The organism is Nonomuraea basaltis, from assembly GCF_005893125.1.
Lineage (GTDB): Bacteria > Actinomycetota > Actinomycetes > Streptosporangiales > Streptosporangiaceae > Nonomuraea > Nonomuraea basaltis.
In genome coordinates, this window is sequence record NZ_VCJS01000165.1 from 1 (window position 1) to 16,681 (window position 16,681).

The window sequence follows — 16,681 nt, forward strand, 5'->3', positions numbered from 1 at the left end:
TGGCGGGGGTGGCGCGGCCCACGCCGAAACGTGCGGCCAGCTCCTTGACCTGCGACGTGACGCGTTCCTGGTACGACTTCGGCGCGTAGGCGCCCCGGCCGTACAGCTCCAGGTAGCGCGGCACCAGCCGGGGATGCTCGCGCGACAGCCAGTCCAGCCACCACTCGCGCGCCCCCGGCCGCAGGTGCAGCACGATCGGGGCGATGTGGGTGGCGCCGGAGTCGGCGATCTCCTTGACGGTGCGTTCGAGGTGGCCGGGGGAGTCGGTGAGGTACGGCAGGATCGGCGCCATCAGCACCCCGCACGCGATGCCGTTGTCGTTGAGCGTGGCGCAGGCCTCCAGCCGCCGCCGCGGGTTGGGCGTGCCCGCCTCGACGGCCCGCCACATCCCGGGATCGACGAACCCGACCGACACGTTGGCGCTCACCTCGGTCACCTCCGCCGCCTCCGTGAGCAGGTCGAGGTCGCGCAGGATCAGCGTGCCCTTGGTGAGGATCGAGAACGGGTTGGCGGCGTCGCGCAGCGCGCCCAGGATGCCGCGCATCAACAGGTAGCGGCCCTCCGCGCGCTGGTAACAGTCGACGTTGGTGCCCATGGCCACGTGGTGGCCGCCCCAGCGGGGCGAGGCCAGCTCCTTGCGGGCCAGCTCGGCCGCGTTGACCTTGACCACGATCTTGGAATCGAAGTCCGCTCCGGCATCCAAGTCCAGATACTCATGCGTTTTTCGGGCAAAACAGTAAATACAGCGATGACTACAGCCCCGGTATGGATTGATCGTGTACTCGAACGGCAGCCGGCTGGCGGCCGGCACGCGGTTGATGATGGACCGGGCCCGGATCTCGTAGAAGGTCATCCCCTTGAACTCGGGGGTGTCGAACGTACGGGTGACCGCGCCGCGGGCGAACAGCGGCGCGGCCGGATCGTCCGGACCGGGGCCGGTCAGACGCAGGTTGTCCCAGCGCATCCCATGATTAGAACAAAAGTTCGAGCTTGATCGCAAACCGAAAAGAGAGTGCAATTACCTGGTCAGCCTGAGGCTAATGATCTTCATGGTTGGGCAGAAAGACGCCACAGAGCTTGCGTTCCGGAGGTGCATCTATGGCCTGGTCGCAGGACGAGGAGCGGATGCTGGCCCAGATCGAGCAGCACCTCGTTGACGACGACCCGCGACTCGTCGCACGGCTCGAGTCGTTCAACGAGCGAGTCCGTCGCAGCGAGGCGAGGTCGAAGGACCAGTCCGGCGGCCGGCGCCGGCCGCGCCGCTCGACGGTCATCATCCTGATCAGCTGGCTGCTCATCGCCACGCTGATCGCCACTCTCCTGATCATGGTTCTCCGTCACGAGGCCGCCGCCCTGGCCTTGGCGGCCGCCTTCTGAGCGTCACGCCGCGCTCCAGGCGCGCCGGACGACCTCGTAGCCGATCACAGTGATCCCCTCCTGCCGCAGCAGCTCCCGGGCCTGCGGCGAGGTGAGGAACGCGTAGTCGCTCCGGCGTACCCGCCATCCGTGCGGATCGACCGACCGCGACTCCTCCGCTCCCAGCCCGGGATGCACGGCCCACTCGCTCAGGCCCGGCGGCAGCTCGCGCAGCAGCCGGGCGTACGCGGCCGCCTTGCCGTCCAGGTCCAGCGCGAAGCTGTCCAGGAAGCCGTGGTCGACGACCGGCAGGCCGCGCTCGCGCAGCAGCCGGCGCGAGCGGTCCTGCCAGGCCCGCACCGCGAGGCCGTGCTCGCCGGCCAGCGCCATGGTCAGCTCGAACACGTCGGCGCGCCCGCCGTCGGCCAGGCAGTGCCAGTCCAGATGCGTCGGTGCCAGCCCCGCGTCGAGCACGGCGTTGATCTGCGCGCGGAACTCGATCTCCACCTGGTCGATCCGGGCCCGGTCGAGCAGCTCCGGGATGCGGTCGTACGTGAACAGCCCGCCCGTCTCGTCGAGCAGCGAGGCCACCCTGTCCCTGTCCGCCAGCGGCCCCCATGGGCGCCCGGGCAGCTCGCACACCAGCGTCAGATGGATGCCGAAAGGGATCTCCGGCCGCTCGCGCAGCAGGCCCATGGCGTGGCCCGCGGCCGGGCACGGCGTCATCAGGCTGCACGAGGCGGCGATCCCGTCCTCGATCGAGCGGACGACGGCCTCGTTGACGTCGCGGTACATGCCGAAGTCGTCGGTGTTCACGATCAACAGTCGAGCGTCGTGCGGAAATCCCAGCAACTCGGGAGACGTTCGTGCAGGCATGCCCTCAGCCTGATCGCCGTGAAGGGGGTCCACAACCGGATTTCTAGTGCAGGCCCCGCTTGCCTGGCGCCCAGAACGGCTTGACCTTGATCGACGTACGCGGCCAGTTGCGCTCCCGTACCAGATTCGTACAGGTGCGCCCGCAGCTCCAGCGCCCGCCGGTCGGGGGCGAGGTCCCAGATCGTGTACGTGCGCAGCGTGTCCGCGGGGCGCAGGATCCCGGACACCGACAGGGGGTCGTTGATCTGCACCCTGATGTGCTGCCCCGGCCGGTACGGGAAGGCGATCGGCACGCCGGTCTCCAGGCGGATCCGGCGCATCGCCGGCGTGACGAGCTCGGCCTCGGTGACCTTCGCCTCCATGGCGTACTTGGTGAAGGCGGCCGCGAGGGGATTGCGCATGCCAGGATCCTTTATGGCCGTAAGTTTGCTTAGAGTCGTTAAGGAAACATAGATGCCCTAGGATATCAACGTTGTACGGGCACGCGGAGGAGGAAGCCGACGATGGTCGCGCAGGGCGCCGGCAGGCGCGAGAGGGTCCGGCAGGCGACGCTGGCGGAGATCCGCGCGACAGCGCGCCGGCTGCTGATCGAGCATGGCCCGGCGGCCGTGACGATCAACGCCGTGGCCAGGGATATGGGGATGAGCGGGCCGGCGCTCTACCACTACTTCGCCGGCCACGAGGAGCTGGTCGGGGCGGTGACCGCGGACTTCTTCCGCGAGCTGACCGAGGTCCTGGAGGCGGCGCGGGACGCGTACCCGCCGCAAGAGCACGGGCGCCGGCTGCTGGCCACGTGCCGGGCGATGCGGATGTGGGCGATCACGCACCGGGCGGAGTTCGGGTGGGTGTTCGCCAGCCCGATCACGAGCGAGCGGCGGCCGGACTCGCCGCGTGAGCTGGCGGGGCGCGACTTCGAGCAGGTCTTCCTCGAGGAGATCGCCGCGCTGTGGGACAGCCGGCCGTTCCCCGTGCCCGCGGAGCTGGATCCGTCGATCAGGGAGCAGTTGCGGGCGTACGCGGCCTCGACCGGGGTGGGGCTCCCGCTCGAGGCCGTGCACGTGTTCCTGTCGTGCTGGATCAGGTTGTACGGGCTGCTCTGCATGGAGGTGCTCAACCAGCTCGACTTCGCCTACTCGGACCTGGAGCCGGTGTTCGAGGAGTGCCTGCGCGAGCTCGCGCCCATGCTCGGGCTCGACTACGAGGCCGCGAGCCGCTGAGTCACGCCGTGCGGACGGTGGCCTCGTGGCGTACCGGGAAGTTGACCGACGAGGCGATGAAGCACGCCTTGTGGGCACCGGCGTGCAGCTCGGCGGCGGCGTCGGCCATCTCGGGCGACGCCACGGTGACCTCCGGGCGCAGGACGACCTCGGTGAAGTGGCCGCCGTCCGAGGTCTCGGCCATGGTGCCGACGGCGCGGTCGACGTACTCGGTGACCACGACGCCCGCCATGGAGCACAGGTACAGATACGACAGCATGTGGCACTGCGACAGCGAGCCGACCAGCAGCTGCTCCGGGTTCCAGCGCGACGGGTCGCCGCGGAAGGCCGGGTCGGAGCTGCCCTGGATGGCCGGCGGGCCGTCGGCGGACAGCTCGTGGTCGCGGCCGTAGTCGCGGTAGCCGCTGGTGCCGGTGCCCTTGTTCCCGGTCCAGGTCACGACGGTCGGGTAGGTGTGCTGGCGCGTCATGGGCGTCATCCCTTGCCATAGTGTGCGGTCGTACGGGTGTCGAGGACGTGGGCGCGGGCGATGGCGGCGGCCTCTTCCGCGCGGCCCTCGATGATCGCGGCCAGCAGCTCTTCGTGCTGGCCGGACACGTGCGCGGGCCGGGCCGGCGGCGCCAGCGAGCGCAGCGTGGAGACCTGGATCTGGTCCCAGATCCGCTCCAGCGCGTGCAGCGCCATCGCGTTGCCCGCCAGCTCCGCGATCGTCCGGTGGAAGCGCCGGTTGAGCCGCACCGCGTCGGAGAGGCGCCCCTCGGCCGTGGCGGTCGCGGTCTCCGTCGCGACGTCGCGGAGCGCGTGCAGATCCGCGGGGGCGATGCGGCCCTCGCGCTGCCGGGCGGCGGCCAGCTCGGCGGTGAGCGCCTCCAGCGCCGCCCGCACCTGGTAGGCCTCGTCCAGGTCGCCCTCCGCCAATGCCACCACGACCACGCCGCGCCCGGAGGGGCGGACGAGCCCGTCGGCGGCCAGCGCGCGCAGCGCCTCTCGCACGGGGGTGCGGCTCATCTCCAGGGTCGCCGCGGCCTCCATCTCGGTGAGCCGCGCGCCCGGCGGGTAGCTGCCGTCGAGGATGAGCTCCCGCAACCGGCTGCACGCCACGTCCGTCTGCATGCGAACGACCTTAGCGCTTTGCATGCATTGCATGCAAAGCGGAAACTCCGCGACACACATCCCGGGAGCCGTTGCGGCGGATCGGCGATTGCGTCCGTATATTCGCTGACATATACTCGCAGACGAATACCCGTTAGCGAGGTGATGAGGGATGGCGAAGCGGCGTCCGGTCGGAAACCTGCTGGCGCTGGCGGTGCTGACCGTGGTCGTCCAGCGTCCGATGCACCCTTACGAGATGGCCTCGGTCCTGCGGGCGCGCGGCAAGGACCAGGACATGCGGATCAAGTGGGGATCCCTCTACACCGTCGTACGCAACCTGGAGAAACACGGCCTGCTGGAGGCCGTGGAAAGCAGCCGGCAGGGCGCCCGCCCCGAGCGGACCGTCTACCGCATCACCGACGCCGGTCGCGCGGAGGCCGACGACTGGACCCGCGAGCTGCTGTCCACCCCGCGATCCGAGCCCTCGGCTTTCGAGGCCGGTCTGTCGGTGATGGGCGGGCTCGGCCCCGGCGAGGTGGTGCCGCTGCTGCGGCACCGCCTGGAGCTGCTGGAGCAGCGGATCGAGGCCGACCGGCAGGCCCTGGAGCGGGAGCGGGGCGAGCTGCCCAGGCTGTTCCTCGTCGAGTCCGAGTACGCGCTGGCGATGCGGGAGGCGGAGGCGGGCTGGGTCCGCTCGCTACTGGCGGAGCTGGCCGGCGGCACGTTCCCCGGCCTGGAGGAGTGGCGGGCCTATCGCGAGACCGGCCGGCTCCCCCCCGGCGTGGCCGGCATCGCGGAAAGGGGCCGCACGACCGAATGAAAGACCCGGCGGCGGTGCTGGCACACCGCCGCCGGGTGACCTCGTACCGACAGACCCGCGGAGCGGACCTCGGCCACGAGATGGCACTGGCAACAATAGCCGGGCTCCCCTCCGCAGGCCGAACCATGGGGAGCAACCATGATCACTCTTGACACCGTGACGTCGAAGGACGGCACCACGATCGCCTGCCACCGGCTCGGGGACGGCCCCGGGCTGGTGCTCCTGCACGGGACCGTACAGAGCGGGCACAGCAACATCGAGCTGGCCCAGGCCCTCGCCGGCGACTTCACCTGCTACGTGCCCGACCGCAGAGGCCGGGGCCGCAGCGGCCCGTACGGACCCGGCTACGGCCTCCAGCGCGAGATCGAGGACCTCGACGCGCTGCTCACGGCGACCGGCGCGGACCACGTCGCCGGCGTCAGCTCGGGCGCGATCATCGCCCTGCGGACCGCGCTCGACCGGCCCGCGCTGCGCAAGGTCGTCGCCTTCGAGCCACCGCTGGACGTCGACGGCTCCAACCCGACCGGCTGGCTGCCCCGCTTCGACCGGGAGATCGCCGCGGGCCGCATCCCGGCGGCGCTGGTCACCGGCATGCGGGCCACCCGCATGGGGCCGCCGATCTTCAACGTGATGCCGCGCGCGCTGCTGGAGCTGCTCACGGCCATGATGCTGAAAAATCAGGACAAGGCTGCTGGTGACGGGGAGCCGACGTTCCGGGAGCTGGCGCCGACGCTGCACTATGACGCCCAGCTGGTCGCCGAGACCGCCGGCGACCTGGACGTCTACAGGTCCGTGGGCGCCGAGGTGCTGCTGCTCGGGGGCACGAAGAGCCCGGTGTACCTGAGGTCGGCGCTCACCGCCCTGCAGAGCGTGCTGCCGCGGGCGCGGCGCGTGGACATGGAGGGCCTCGGCCACAGCGCCACCTCGAACGCCGCCATGCGGGGCCGCCCCGAGCGGGTGGCGGACGAGATCCGCCGCTTCCTCAGGTGAGACCGTTCACAGGCCCTTGAGGAAGTCCGCCGCCACGGGGGCGGCCACCTTGCCGCCCCCGCCGCCGCCCTCCACGACCACCGCGAACGCCACATCGCCCTTGAACCCGATGAACCAGGCGTGGCTGTCGAGCTTCTCGCCGGTGCCGTATTCGGCCGTGCCGGTCTTGCCGCGCGTGCCGGCCGGCAGCCCCGCCGACTTGGCGGTGCCCTTGGTCACCACGGCCGCCATCATGGCGTGCAGAGGCTCCTTGACGCCGTCGGGCAGCTTCCGCTCGGCGGCCTTCTGCTCCAGCGACGGCACCAGCGTCGGCGGACGCCAGGTGCCGTCGGCGATCGCGGCGGCCACCGACGCCATCGACAGCGGGCTGGTGGTGATCCTGGCCTGCCCGAACGCCTCCGCCGCCAGCTCGGCGTCCGACTCGGCCCGGGGGAAACTGGCTTTGGTGGCCGGCACCCCGATGGTGAGCGGCTGATTGAAGCCCACGCTCTCGGCCGTCTCGAGCAGTTTGTCCGCGCCCAGCTTCGACTTGGCCAGCGGCGCGAACGTGGTGTTGCACGAGTGGGCGAACGAGTCCAGGAACGACAGCGACCCGAACGCCTCCTTGTCCGAGTTGCGGATCTTCAGGCCGCCGACGGTGGCGTACATCGGGCACGTGACCTGGTCCTGCGGCGACACCCCCGCCGCGAGCAGCCCGATCGCGGTGACGGCCTTGAACGTCGAGCCCGGCGGGTAGCGGCCGTCCAGCGCCCGGTTGAACCCGCCCTGGTTGTTGACCACGGACAGGATCTCGCCCGTCGACGGCTTGATCGCCACCATCGAGGTCGGCTTCTTCATGTCCTTGACCGCCCCCACCGCGGCGGCCTGCACGCGCGGGTCGAGCGAGGTCTGCACGGGCTCGCCGTCGGTGCCCTCGATGGTCTTCAGCGTCTTGCCGCCGAGCTGGATCTCGGTGGCCGGGGTGCCCGCCAGCCGCTTCTGGTACGTCTCCTGCAGCCCGCCGCGCCCGACCGCCTGCCCGACCTTGTAGGCGGGGCCGAGCTTGGCCACGTCCTTCTTGGCCGCCTTGTCCAGGAAGCCGACGAGCTGCTGCACGGACCCGCCGGCCGTGCCGTCGTCGATGCGGTCGCCGTCGGCGTCGGTGATCTCGGCCCGGTCCGGCCAGCGCGTCTTGACCCCGAACGTCGCCCCCGCCGTCATCGACGGGTGCAGCGTCTTGGGCGTCCAGTCCACCTTCCAGGTGCGGTCGGCCACCACGAGGTCGAGCTGGCCCTCGTAGGACCACTCGCCGATGTTCTTCAAGGTCAGGGTCGCGGTGTAGGGGACGCGCGCCCGGTCGTCGCCCTCGGCGACCTTGCCCAGCCGGATCGAGGTGCCCTCGACCGCGAGTGCGCTGCGCTGCTGGTCGTACGCGCCGAGCTGCTGAGGTCTGGCCAGTTCTTTGGCCATGGCGGACTGGTCGCCGGCCTGCCAGGCGGCGGTGAAGCGCTGCGCGGCCTCCGCCGGCGTGCCCCTGGTGTGCAGCACGTAATAGGCCCCACCGGCCGCGGCGCCTACCGCGAGCACGGTGGCGCCGGACACGATCGCGATCGTACGGCCCCGCGCCACTGATCAGCCCCCTGGTCCTCGACGACAGGTGTCAGAGCCTAGGCCACGCCGTTGGATGCCTTGACGCTGGAAGCATAAACCGGGACGTACTCCTGCCCGGACAGCTTCTGGACAGCGGCCATGATCTCGTCGGTGACGCGGCGCCGGTCGCGGGCCTTGGTGTGGTCGCCCTCGAAGTGCATGGGCTCCCCGATGGCGATGCCGATCTTCGCCGGCCTCGGCACCTTGGCGCCGACGGGAAGCACCTTCTCGGTGCCCGTGAGCGCCACCGGCAGCACCGGCGCGCCCGTCTTGAGCGTCAGCCACGCCACCCCGATCTTGCCGCGGTAGAGGCGGCCGTCGGGGGAGCGGGTGCCCTCGGGGTGGATGCCGAACAGCTCGCCCCGCTCCAGCAGCGCGGCGGCCTCGTCGAGCATGGCCTGGGCGGCGTGGGCGCTCTCGCGGTCGATCGGCAGGCTGCCTCCCAGCCGCATGAAGAAGCCGGAGACCGGGTTGCCGGAGAAGTACTCGTTCTTGGCGGTGAACGTCACGTGCCGCGGCAGCAGCGCGGGCAGCAGGAAGGAGTCCAGCACCGAGAGGTGGTTGGCGGCCAGGATCGCGGGGCCGCTCCTCGGCACGTGCGCGGCGCCGGAGATGTGCGGCCGGCACATCGCCTGGGCGAGCGGCGCGGCGGCGAACTTGACCACTTCGTAAAGCAACAGGCTCTCCTGGATCATCGGCGGTCGGCCACCCCACCATAAAGCAGGCGCCCCGCGGGTGAGCGGGGCGCCTGTGACAAGCGTTAAGGCCGATGTGGTGGTCGCCTCCTCGGCGAGATGCACAACACGGCTCCAGCCGAACGGTATTCCGTGAAGGCGGTAATTTGCGGCCCGGGGGACACAGCCACATCGGCAATCTTGAGTTAAGCACACGGTCCGGCCTTGGAGGTAATCGTGCCCTCCGCCTTAACCGTGCGTGACCTTGGCGCCGGCGTCCACGACCGCGCCGGCAAGGACCGGCGGCTCCGTACGCGATCAAGAACCCGAATCACTACTTCGTCTGCGCGACGGAACCGGGGCACACGCTCACCACCCAAGGCAGCCAGGTGACGCACTTGAACGACAAGCCGAGCAGCGGGACCAGATGGAGGTCGAGTCACCCTGCTCACAAAGCGACCGTGGTCTTTTCCAGGATGCCGGCCAGGCGCGTGTAGTCGACGTCCTGCCCTTCTTCGATGTCGACGGCCTTGCGTTCCCCTTTGCCCAGTGCCCGGATGAAGCCCTTGACCACAGGGATGTCCGTGGCGTTGAACACCATGAATGACACCTTGCCCCGGGAGACCGCTATGACGGCCGCGAAGTGACCGTTCTTGAGGAAGTGCGGCTTGCCGTATTGCAGCCGCTCCTCGACCGTGGGAACGGTCTCGTGGACCATTGCGCGCAGCTTCTCGCAGACGCCGATCTGCCACGGCGCGGTGTTGTTGATGTACTGGGTGACGTCGTCGTTCATGCCGTTCTCCAAATGTCGCTTCCGCAGGTTGCTTTGCGCAGGTCCCTCTTGGGGAGGCATCGCGTTCACGCTCGTCCCAGCCCGCGGCATCGGCCCGCGGGTAAAGGTCTTTGCCTCCCCGGCACCTGTTGTGTCAGTCGACGAGGGCTCCGCAGGAGATGTTCACCTGCGTGGAGGTGATGCTCCTGGCGTGTTCCGACGCCAAGAACGCGGCGACTCGGCCGACATCGTCCAGGGTCGCGGCTCGCTTGAGAAGCGTCGCATCCACCATCTTCTGCTTGTAGGGCGCTGTCTCGGGAAGGTCGGGCAGGGAATCGGGGATCCCACCGGTACGCATCGAGACCACGCGTACGGAGTGCGGGCCGAGCTCGCAGGCCCACTGGCGGCGCATGGCCTCGATCAGGTCGCAGCCGACCTGTACGGTTCCCAGGCCGGGCGAGGAGTTGGCCGGGTCTGAGCCGCCGAAGTGCAAGATGACTCCCGAGCCCTGCTTGACCATGTGCCGTGCGGCGGCCTGGGCGGTCAGCAGAAACGAGCGCGCCACCTTGTCCATCGCGCGGCCGAAGTCGGCGACGGGCATGTCGAGCAGCGGAACGAACAGCGCGTCCTGGGAGATGACGTTGACCGAGACATCGATGCTGCCGGTCTGTGCCGCGATGGAGTCGACCCAGCCGTTGACGGCGCTCTCGTCCAGGGCGTCCACGATCGCCGTCTCGGCCAGGCCGCCCTGGCGGCGGATGTCCGCGGCGACGGTGTCGAGCTTGCCGGGAGTGCGGCCGGCGAGGAAGACTCGCGCTCCCTCGGCGGCGAAGCCCCGCGCCATCGCGCCGCCGATGGCGCCGCCGCCCCCATAGACCACCGCGGTCTTGTTCTCCAGAAGCATGTTCGTCTCCGTTCGTCGGTTCGATGGCTCGAATCTAGGGACGGCACGGCAGGTCGGGCATCGGTCCCACGACTGCTCTGACAGATCCGCTGATCAGGACGGGCGGCGACGGGAACGGCATACCGCAGGCCGGTCCGCGGCGGGTGCCGGCCATGGTGACGAGTAAGTAGCTCGACTGATACGGCTCACAGCTCGAGCTGGGCGAGCTCCATCCTGCGGGTCACGCCGATCTTCGGATAAGCCCGGTAGAGGTGATGTCCCACAGTGCGCGGGCTGAGGTACAGGCGCGCCGCGATCTCCCGGTTGCTATACCCGGCTGCGGCCAGTCGCACGACCTGGAGCTCCTGTGGGGTCAGCCGCTGGAGCGGGTCGTCGGCCTGGGCATGGGCCACGGGCCTGTCGCCGAGGACCGTCAGTTCGGTGCGGGCACGCTCGGCCCAGCGTGCCGCGCCGAGCCTGGCGAAGGTGTCCTCTGCTTGCGCCAGAGCGGCGCGGGCCTCCGAGCGGCGGCGCTGGCGGCGCAGCCATCCGCCGTAGGCGAGACTGGTCCGCGCGAGTTCGTACGGCCGGTCGGGGATGAGCCGCAGCGCGGCGCGGTAGTGACGTTCGGCCTGGTCACCGTCGGTGAGTAGGGCCTGGCAGCGCAACTCCAGAGCCTTGCCGACGTCATTGTGCCCGGCCCACGCCGCCAAGGCCGGCAGGTGTCGTCGGGCCAGGTCGGCGCGTCCGGTGCGGATGGCGGCTTCGACGTGATCCGGTACGGCCCTGATGAGCAGATCGTGCCGGGCAGGGCCCCCGCATGCTTCCTCGAACCCGTCGAGCGCCTGCTCGAAACGTCCCTCGGAGATCGAGCAGTCCCACGCCCCACGAGGCGAGGGCCGCGTTGGTGGGGTGCAGGGCAGCGTGTTCACGCACCTCGCCGGCCAACGCACGGCACTCGGCGGCGTCGCCGATGACGGCGGCCAGCCAGGCCGCGATGGCCTTCAGTACGGTCACCTGCATGTCCATGCCGATGTCGGACGCCAGCGAGATGCCTTGAGCGAGGTCGGCCTGAGCGCCGCGGAAGTCGCCCCGCAGCAGCCGGCCGATGGCCAGCGGCTCCAGTACGTACGGAAGCCAGCCGAGCGATCCGTCCGCTCTGACATCGGCCGCCAGCGACTCCAGCACGTCCGTCGCCGCCACGTCGTCGGCGGTCAGCAGCCCCATGAATCCGGCGATCACCCGCTCAACGAAGTCCTGGACGGTTCCGGTCCGGACGGCCTCGACCAGCGCGCGCATGGGCACGACCGCCGCGCCGAAATCGCCGTCGGCGTGCCTGCCGTACCCGATCAGGGCCGCCACCACGGGCGTCAGCGCCGCGCCCGAGGGCAGCCGGACGGTCTCCAACTGGGCGACGGCTTCTTTGACGAGATCGTGGGCGCATGCGTCACGGGCCGCCCACACGGCCTCGGTCAGCATGGACACCGCCCGCTCCGGATGGCTGCCGATGATCAGCATGGCGCCCTCCAACGCCAGGGCTGCGTCGGCGGCCGGTGAGGTGCTTTCGTAGGCCACCTGCGCACGCACGTAGGTGGCCTCGGCGACAACAGCGGCCCTGCCGGTCAGCGCAGCGGCCTCGGTCTCGATGCCGGCCCCCCGTAACACCCCCATCCCGTCCGCGACCGACGCCAGATCCTCGAGCAGGGCCGACTTGCCGACCCCCGCCTCACCCCGCACGACCAACGCCCCGCTCCGCCCTTCGCGGGCCTCCGCAAGCAGCACCCCCAAACGGCCGCGCTCAAGGCGGCGTCCCATCAGCATGACGGCACAGTAGCGCCCACGCCAAAGTGGCACATAAACGGGCGACTCCCCATCAACCACTCCCATGAACTCGCCCCCGCCTTCCTTCGCGGCTGGGCCGGGTACTTCAAGTCGGCAATACCCTGGCATCCCCACCACCTGCACGGGCATCCCCGAGGGTGCCTGCTCTGACCACCGCGTCGTGATCGGCACGGTGCCGGTCCTGATCGGCTGACCCTCCACCCGTAGCCGGCCCGGCTTCCACTACGGAAGCCGGGCCGGCCCGACACGCGAAGCGCCCTGTCAGAAGTACAGTGCCCAGCCGGAGCCGATCGTGGCGCCCGGGCCGAACTGGTTGCCGCCCTTGCCGTTCCAGATGGTCAGCGCCTTGGTCTCGCTGTGCAGGGCGCCTATGTCGGCCTTGCCGTCCTTGTTGACGTCGCCCAGCGCCATCAGCGTGCTCTCGTACGGTTTCCAGCCGGGCCCTAGCTCGATGGCACCAGTGAAGCTGTTGGCGCCCTTGCCGTTCCAGACATGCAGCGTGCCGGTGTCCTTCTTGACCGCCGCCAGGTCGCTGATCCCGTCGCCGTTGAAGTCGCCGGCGATCGGCCGGGTGAAGGCCGTCCAGCCGGAGTCGATCGCGGTGGCCGGGCCGAACTGGTTGCCGCCTTCGCCGTTCCAGACGGTCAGCGTTCCGGTGGCGGCCGAGAAGAGGTCACCTACGCCGTCGGCGTCGAAGTCCGGCGTGGCCGACGCACCCATTCCGGCGTACTCCGGGTTCTGCGCGTGGGTGAGGGTCTCCCAGCCCAGGAAGTGCGACACCCCGGCGGGGCGGCTCTTCTCGACCCACTGCTTGGCATAGGGCATGTCGTCGTAGCCGAGACGGTGGTGCAGCGCGTTGAAGCCGACCTCGAAGTGCTCCCCGAGATCCTTGGTGACCTTTCCGCCGCACAGCCACGACGGCACCGTCCCGCCCAGTTGCAGGCGGGCGTGGAGGTTCATCGCGAAGCGCAGCCGGTGCTTGGCCTTGGCATACAGGTTCACGCCTTGGTGGCCGGCCGTCTCCGCGACGTGGGAGATGGCCGCGATGCCCCATCCGGTGTGCCAGAAGTCGCGGCAGGTCTCCTGGGTCAGGCCGTCCACGAATGTGGTCTGCCCCTTCCAGTATTTGATGATCTCTTCTTTGGTGTTGTACGTGCTGTTCGGTGGCGCCTTGGGCAGCGAGCCGTCGGTCTTGAGGTAGATGTAGGCGGGCAGCCGGCCGCGCCAGGTCGTGACCGCCCGGTCGAAGGAGGCACGGTCGTCCAGGTGCACGGCGATGCCGATGGCGGCATCGGTCATGATCAGTTCCCAGTTGCCGTTGTTGTTGGGCCTTCCGGCGATCAGGGTCGGGAGATACACGGTGCGCAGCTTGCCGGCGAACCGGCCGGCCTGAGCCCACCCGGTGTAGGTGTGCTTGATGAGCTCGGCGGCGCGGGAGAAGTTGGCGCCCGCCCAGCCGGTCTGCAGCGGCGCGTTGTCCCCGGTGTGTTTGCTGATCACGGCTGACCAGGCGTCCATGATCTGGATCGCCTTGACGGCGTAGCGGGAATCCTTGGTCAGGTACCACCGCAGGGCGTGCGTGTAGGCCGCCATGGCGTCCTTGCGTTCGTCCGAGCAGCCGTGGTCGGGGTTCGACACCGGGCCGCACTCCACGACGGCGCGGGGCTTGGCCGTGTAGGACAGCGAGGCGTACGAACTCTTTTGCAGGTCGTTCCAGGCGGACTTCCACGGCTCGTTGCCGAGGTTGGCTCTGACGAAGTCGAGCTGAGCGCGGCTGACCAGGACGCCAGGATGCTTGAACACGGCAGCCTGCGCAGGTTGTGGCACAGCTAACGCGGCGGCCACGAGCATGGTGACCGCAAGAGGACGAGCGAGACGTACGGGTTTCCTTCCGAGGCGGGGGACGCCCATTCCGCCAGCCGCCGACTCAGCTGTCAAGGCGGTAGGGCCGTGGACAGGCGCTCGCTATACCCGCCGCATACCGTACCCACGGCCGGGTCAGGATTTCGCCGCTGGGACGGCCGCGCGGCGGTACCCGGAATGGCCACGAGAAGTGGCTGCCCGCCCCGTGGGAGTCGGCCGCCGGCGAACTGGCTGGGCCGCGACGCCGCCGAACTGACCGCGCCGGCCGACCATCTGACCGCGCACGGCCTGGTGCTGGAGATGCTCGCCGGGCCACTGCCCGGCCTGTATGACCCGAGCGGGCCGGGCCGGCTTCGGTGGTGTTGGCCAGGACGGGTCGGATTCGGGTCTAGGCGCGGAAGGCCTTCCGAAGGAGTTCGCCGAACTCGGCGGGGTGCGTGGTCAGGCCGGTGTGCCCGCCTGGATAGTGCTGGAGTTCCGTGCCGAGACGCTCGGCCAGGAGAGCCGCAGGACGGTAGGGCAGCTCGCCACGTGAGTCCTGGCCGCAGGCGAGCACGAGCCGGTCCGACAGTGTCTCCAGCCGGTGGATGTCCGGGGCGTAGGGCATGAAGCTGGGCACGATGCGCCCGACGAAGTACGGCAGGTTGGCCATTGTCCGCTCGGCCCGCGCCGCTGCTTGCGGCGGAAGCTTGAGCTCGGCCTTCGGCTCGGTGGTGTCGCCGTCCTTCTTCAGCCCCGCGGCGAACACGGCCATCGCCGGCATGAGCCCCTGAGTGTGAAGCGTTTCCTGCACGCGCGCGATGAGCGTGCGATGTTCGGCGGCGTCCGGCAGGACCTCCACCATTGGCGGCTCGTGCGCCACGACGCGTTCGATGCGTTCGGGATGGGCGGTGAGCAGGTGCAGGGCGGTGATCGCGCCCGAGCTGGCGCCGAACACCCGGGCGGGCTCACCGGGAGACAGCAGTTCCAGCATTCGGAACGCGTCGTCGGCGTGCTCGGCCACGTGCTGCTCGGCCTCGGGGTCGTCCAGCGTGCTTCGGGACATGCCGCGCGGGTCGTAGGTCGCGACCGTGTATTCGGCGGCCAGGTCGTCGGCGATGCCGTCGTAGGAGGCCGCGTCGCCCGCCCCTCCGGGGATCAGCAGCAGGAGCGGGCCCTGGCCGCGCACTTCGTAGTGCAGGGTCGCGCCGTTCACACGCAGGCTGCCGATGGTCGGGTCGGTCATGAGGAGTCTCCTTCTCGGGACGAGGGCCAGTGCTCCAGGAGGGTGTGCAGGGCGTCGAGGGCGCGGACCCAGGAGTGTTGCGGCGAACGCTCGTGCGCAAACCCGCCCGCAGCCTCCAAGGCGACGAACCCGTGGAACGTGCTGCGCAGCAACCGGACCGCGTCGGTCAGATCGGGCTCGGCCAGTCCGTAGCCGCGCAGCATGCCGTAGGTCAGCTCGACCGCGCGCCGCGGTCCGGGCGCTCTTGCGGCCAGCTCTGGGTCGATCTGGATCGGGGTCTGCGTCGCCATGTAGCGGCCCGGATGCTGGCGGGCGTACTCCCGCCAGGCGTTGGCAAACGCGATCAGCGCGTCCTTGCCCGCCCGCCCGGCGGTCGCCTCGGCGATACGGATGGTCTTCTCATCGGCGGCCAGCAGTGCGATCCGTCCGCGCAGATCCTCCAGACTGCGGACGTGCGTGTAAAGACTCGCGTCCTTCACGCCCAGCCGCCGCGCCACCTGCGACATGGTCACCTGGTCGAGCCCCACCTCGTCCGCCAGCTCGGCGCCCGCGATCGTCACCCGCTCCGCCGTCAGCCCGGCCCGCGCCATGCGCCCTCCCAATGATCCTAGGACCCCTAGATATAACCTAGGAGTCCTAGGAATTCAAACGGGGATGCGTTCACGCAGGTACCGCTGTTGCGGATGACGGGGTATCAGAGCCGGCCACCAGCGCCTGTGCGTGTGGATGCCCGCTGGTCGCCGAGCGCGTGAGCGAGTTGCCGACGCAGACTCTGGTTCTCTTCCACAAGTTGCCGGTTCCGTTCCAGGGCCGCCTCCAGGCGTGTGTGCAGCGAGGCATCGGAGGAGCGTTCAGCCGCAGGGATCTGCGGCGAGGGGGAACGCCGAGTCGTGTCACGGAGCCGTTCGATCTCGGCTCGGATGTCAGGCTGGCCATAGAGCCAGGAACGTGAGATGCCCGCTGTCTCTGAACTTCGTTTCGATCTTGGTCTGGATAATGATTCGCTGATCCTCCGCGAGCGTGTGAGGATGTGGGTGTCCCGTCAACAGGCGTCGCCGGGGCGCCCGAGGTCCTGAGGACCGAACCGGTGGGAGTAAGAGGCGGCTCACGGGGCGGCCGTATGCGTGACATGCGATCGGTGTCCTGAGTAGACCCCATCGGAACCCGGCTCATTGCTTTCCAGGGGTGGCAGGGAAGCCGAGGTCGACCGTGGTCTGGCCGCCTGTTCGTCGATCTATTTGGGCCAGCTTGTCGTTCGCGCCGGCGAGACTGACTCGGAGTCCTTCGATTTCGCCGAGCCAGCCTTCGGCCAGACGATGCCGACCTTCGGCGAGCCACGCCGCGCCGCCGAAGCATTCCGCGAGGTGCTCCGGCTCAACCCCGGCCTGAACGAGGCCAGAGATCTCCTCCTGTCGGCCCGGCAATGCCGCACGCCGGCACCT

The 16,681-nt window shown here is 69.7% G+C and carries 19 protein-coding genes; 4 read left to right on the plus strand and 15 right to left on the minus strand.

Annotation, left to right across the window (positions count from 1 at the left end; translation table 11 throughout):
• Positions 1-964, minus strand: a 964-nt coding sequence (locus EJK15_RS48505) for an Rv2578c family radical SAM protein (protein ID WP_138717245.1), incomplete at its 3' end; no start/stop codon positions are given.
• 134 nt (positions 965-1,098) lie between these two features.
• Here EJK15_RS48505 and EJK15_RS48510 point away from each other — a divergent pair.
• Positions 1,099-1,377, plus strand: a complete 279-nt coding sequence (locus tag EJK15_RS48510) for a DUF3040 domain-containing protein (RefSeq protein WP_138717246.1) — start codon at positions 1,099-1,101, stop codon at positions 1,375-1,377.
• A 3-nt stretch (positions 1,378-1,380) separates the two neighbouring features.
• Here EJK15_RS48510 and EJK15_RS48515 read toward each other — a convergent pair whose 3' ends face one another.
• Positions 1,381-2,172 carry a ChbG/HpnK family deacetylase gene (locus EJK15_RS48515; RefSeq protein WP_206061558.1) on the minus strand — a complete coding sequence of 264 codons (792 nt, stop codon included), beginning with the start codon at positions 2,170-2,172 and terminating at the stop codon, positions 1,381-1,383.
• A 2-nt stretch (positions 2,173-2,174) separates the two neighbouring features.
• Entirely contained in the window at positions 2,175-2,633 is a 459-nt protein-coding gene (locus EJK15_RS73430; protein WP_206061559.1) for a ferredoxin reductase domain-containing protein, read from the minus strand.
• 102 nt (positions 2,634-2,735) lie between these two features.
• Between EJK15_RS73430 and EJK15_RS48525 the strand changes: the two genes are divergently transcribed.
• Positions 2,736-3,449 carry a TetR/AcrR family transcriptional regulator gene (locus tag EJK15_RS48525; RefSeq protein ID WP_138717248.1) on the plus strand — a complete coding sequence of 238 codons (714 nt, stop codon included), beginning with the start codon at positions 2,736-2,738 and terminating at the stop codon, positions 3,447-3,449.
• A 1-nt stretch (position 3,450) separates the two neighbouring features.
• Here the strand turns inward: EJK15_RS48525 and EJK15_RS48530 are convergent, their stop codons facing one another.
• Together EJK15_RS48530 and EJK15_RS48535 are read right to left on the minus strand one after the other, a co-directional pair.
• Complete coding sequence (locus EJK15_RS48530) at positions 3,451-3,918, minus strand: OsmC family protein (protein WP_138717249.1); 468 nt, start codon at positions 3,916-3,918, stop codon at positions 3,451-3,453.
• Between the two features lie 5 nt (positions 3,919-3,923).
• Positions 3,924-4,562 (minus strand): GntR family transcriptional regulator, encoded by a 639-nt coding sequence (locus EJK15_RS48535; RefSeq protein WP_138717250.1) that lies wholly within the window; start codon positions 4,560-4,562, stop codon positions 3,924-3,926.
• Positions 4,563-4,713: 151 nt separating this feature from the next.
• Between EJK15_RS48535 and EJK15_RS48540 the strand changes: the two genes are divergently transcribed.
• Positions 4,714-5,361 carry a PadR family transcriptional regulator gene (locus EJK15_RS48540; protein WP_138717251.1) on the plus strand — a complete coding sequence of 216 codons (648 nt, stop codon included), beginning with the start codon at positions 4,714-4,716 and terminating at the stop codon, positions 5,359-5,361.
• A 138-nt stretch (positions 5,362-5,499) separates the two neighbouring features.
• Entirely contained in the window at positions 5,500-6,351 is an 852-nt protein-coding gene (locus tag EJK15_RS48545; RefSeq protein WP_138717252.1) for an alpha/beta fold hydrolase, read from the plus strand.
• A gap of 6 nt (positions 6,352-6,357) precedes the next feature.
• Here EJK15_RS48545 and EJK15_RS48550 read toward each other — a convergent pair whose 3' ends face one another.
• The 10 genes from EJK15_RS48550 to EJK15_RS71495 all read right to left on the minus strand — a co-directional run bounded on the left by EJK15_RS48550 (position 6,358) and on the right by EJK15_RS71495 (position 16,663).
• Positions 6,358-7,932 (minus strand): penicillin-binding transpeptidase domain-containing protein, encoded by a 1,575-nt coding sequence (locus EJK15_RS48550; RefSeq protein ID WP_240777689.1) that lies wholly within the window; start codon positions 7,930-7,932, stop codon positions 6,358-6,360.
• A 65-nt stretch (positions 7,933-7,997) separates the two neighbouring features.
• The gene (locus EJK15_RS48555) at positions 7,998-8,657 is read right to left on the minus strand and encodes a lysophospholipid acyltransferase family protein (protein WP_240777690.1); all 660 of its coding nucleotides are present in this window, start codon (positions 8,655-8,657) and stop codon (positions 7,998-8,000) included.
• Between the two features lie 445 nt (positions 8,658-9,102).
• A complete protein-coding gene (locus EJK15_RS48560) occupies positions 9,103-9,447 on the minus strand; it encodes a DUF1801 domain-containing protein (protein ID WP_138717254.1) in 345 nt (114 codons plus the stop codon).
• A gap of 133 nt (positions 9,448-9,580) precedes the next feature.
• Entirely contained in the window at positions 9,581-10,330 is a 750-nt protein-coding gene (locus EJK15_RS48565) for an SDR family NAD(P)-dependent oxidoreductase (protein WP_138717255.1), read from the minus strand.
• 185 nt (positions 10,331-10,515) lie between these two features.
• Entirely contained in the window at positions 10,516-11,022 is a 507-nt protein-coding gene (locus EJK15_RS48570; RefSeq protein ID WP_171074961.1) for a helix-turn-helix transcriptional regulator, read from the minus strand.
• A complete protein-coding gene (locus EJK15_RS48575; RefSeq protein ID WP_138717257.1) occupies positions 10,997-12,130 on the minus strand; it encodes an ATP-binding protein in 1,134 nt (377 codons plus the stop codon). Before EJK15_RS48575 ends, EJK15_RS48570 begins: the two co-directional genes overlap by 26 nt.
• Positions 12,131-12,412: 282 nt before the next feature.
• Positions 12,413-13,954: an FG-GAP-like repeat-containing protein gene (locus EJK15_RS48580; protein WP_206061560.1), complete on the minus strand. Its 1,542-nt coding sequence runs from the start codon at positions 13,952-13,954 to the stop codon at positions 12,413-12,415.
• 448 nt (positions 13,955-14,402) lie between these two features.
• Entirely contained in the window at positions 14,403-15,239 is an 837-nt protein-coding gene (locus EJK15_RS48590; protein WP_138717259.1) for an alpha/beta fold hydrolase, read from the minus strand.
• Entirely contained in the window at positions 15,236-15,829 is a 594-nt protein-coding gene (locus tag EJK15_RS48595; protein ID WP_138717260.1) for a TetR/AcrR family transcriptional regulator, read from the minus strand. Before EJK15_RS48595 ends, EJK15_RS48590 begins: the two co-directional genes overlap by 4 nt.
• A gap of 579 nt (positions 15,830-16,408) precedes the next feature.
• Entirely contained in the window at positions 16,409-16,663 is a 255-nt protein-coding gene (locus tag EJK15_RS71495) for a hypothetical protein (RefSeq protein ID WP_171074960.1), read from the minus strand.
• Between the last annotated feature and the right edge of the window lie 18 nt (positions 16,664-16,681).

Excerpts from the sequence above, each read along its gene's own strand:
- EJK15_RS48510 (WP_138717246.1), top strand. The coding sequence starts at position 1,099 with ATGGCCTGGTCGCAGGACGAGGAGCGGATGCTGGCCCAGATCGAGCAG.
- EJK15_RS73430 (WP_206061559.1), bottom strand. The coding sequence starts at position 2,633 with ATGCGCAATCCCCTCGCGGCCGCCTTCACCAAGTACGCCATGGAGGCG.
- EJK15_RS48525 (WP_138717248.1), top strand. The coding sequence starts at position 2,736 with ATGGTCGCGCAGGGCGCCGGCAGGCGCGAGAGGGTCCGGCAGGCGACG.
- EJK15_RS48530 (WP_138717249.1), bottom strand. The coding sequence starts at position 3,918 with ATGACGCGCCAGCACACCTACCCGACCGTCGTGACCTGGACCGGGAAC.
- EJK15_RS48535 (WP_138717250.1), bottom strand. The coding sequence starts at position 4,562 with ATGCAGACGGACGTGGCGTGCAGCCGGTTGCGGGAGCTCATCCTCGAC.
- EJK15_RS48540 (WP_138717251.1), top strand. The coding sequence starts at position 4,714 with ATGGCGAAGCGGCGTCCGGTCGGAAACCTGCTGGCGCTGGCGGTGCTG.
- EJK15_RS48545 (WP_138717252.1), top strand. The coding sequence starts at position 5,500 with ATGATCACTCTTGACACCGTGACGTCGAAGGACGGCACCACGATCGCC.
- EJK15_RS48560 (WP_138717254.1), bottom strand. The coding sequence starts at position 9,447 with ATGAACGACGACGTCACCCAGTACATCAACAACACCGCGCCGTGGCAG.
- EJK15_RS48565 (WP_138717255.1), bottom strand. The coding sequence starts at position 10,330 with ATGCTTCTGGAGAACAAGACCGCGGTGGTCTATGGGGGCGGCGGCGCC.
- EJK15_RS48575 (WP_138717257.1), bottom strand. The coding sequence starts at position 12,130 with ATGCTGATGGGACGCCGCCTTGAGCGCGGCCGTTTGGGGGTGCTGCTT.
- EJK15_RS48590 (WP_138717259.1), bottom strand. The coding sequence starts at position 15,239 with ATGACCGACCCGACCATCGGCAGCCTGCGTGTGAACGGCGCGACCCTG.
- EJK15_RS48595 (WP_138717260.1), bottom strand. The coding sequence starts at position 15,829 with ATGGCGCGGGCCGGGCTGACGGCGGAGCGGGTGACGATCGCGGGCGCC.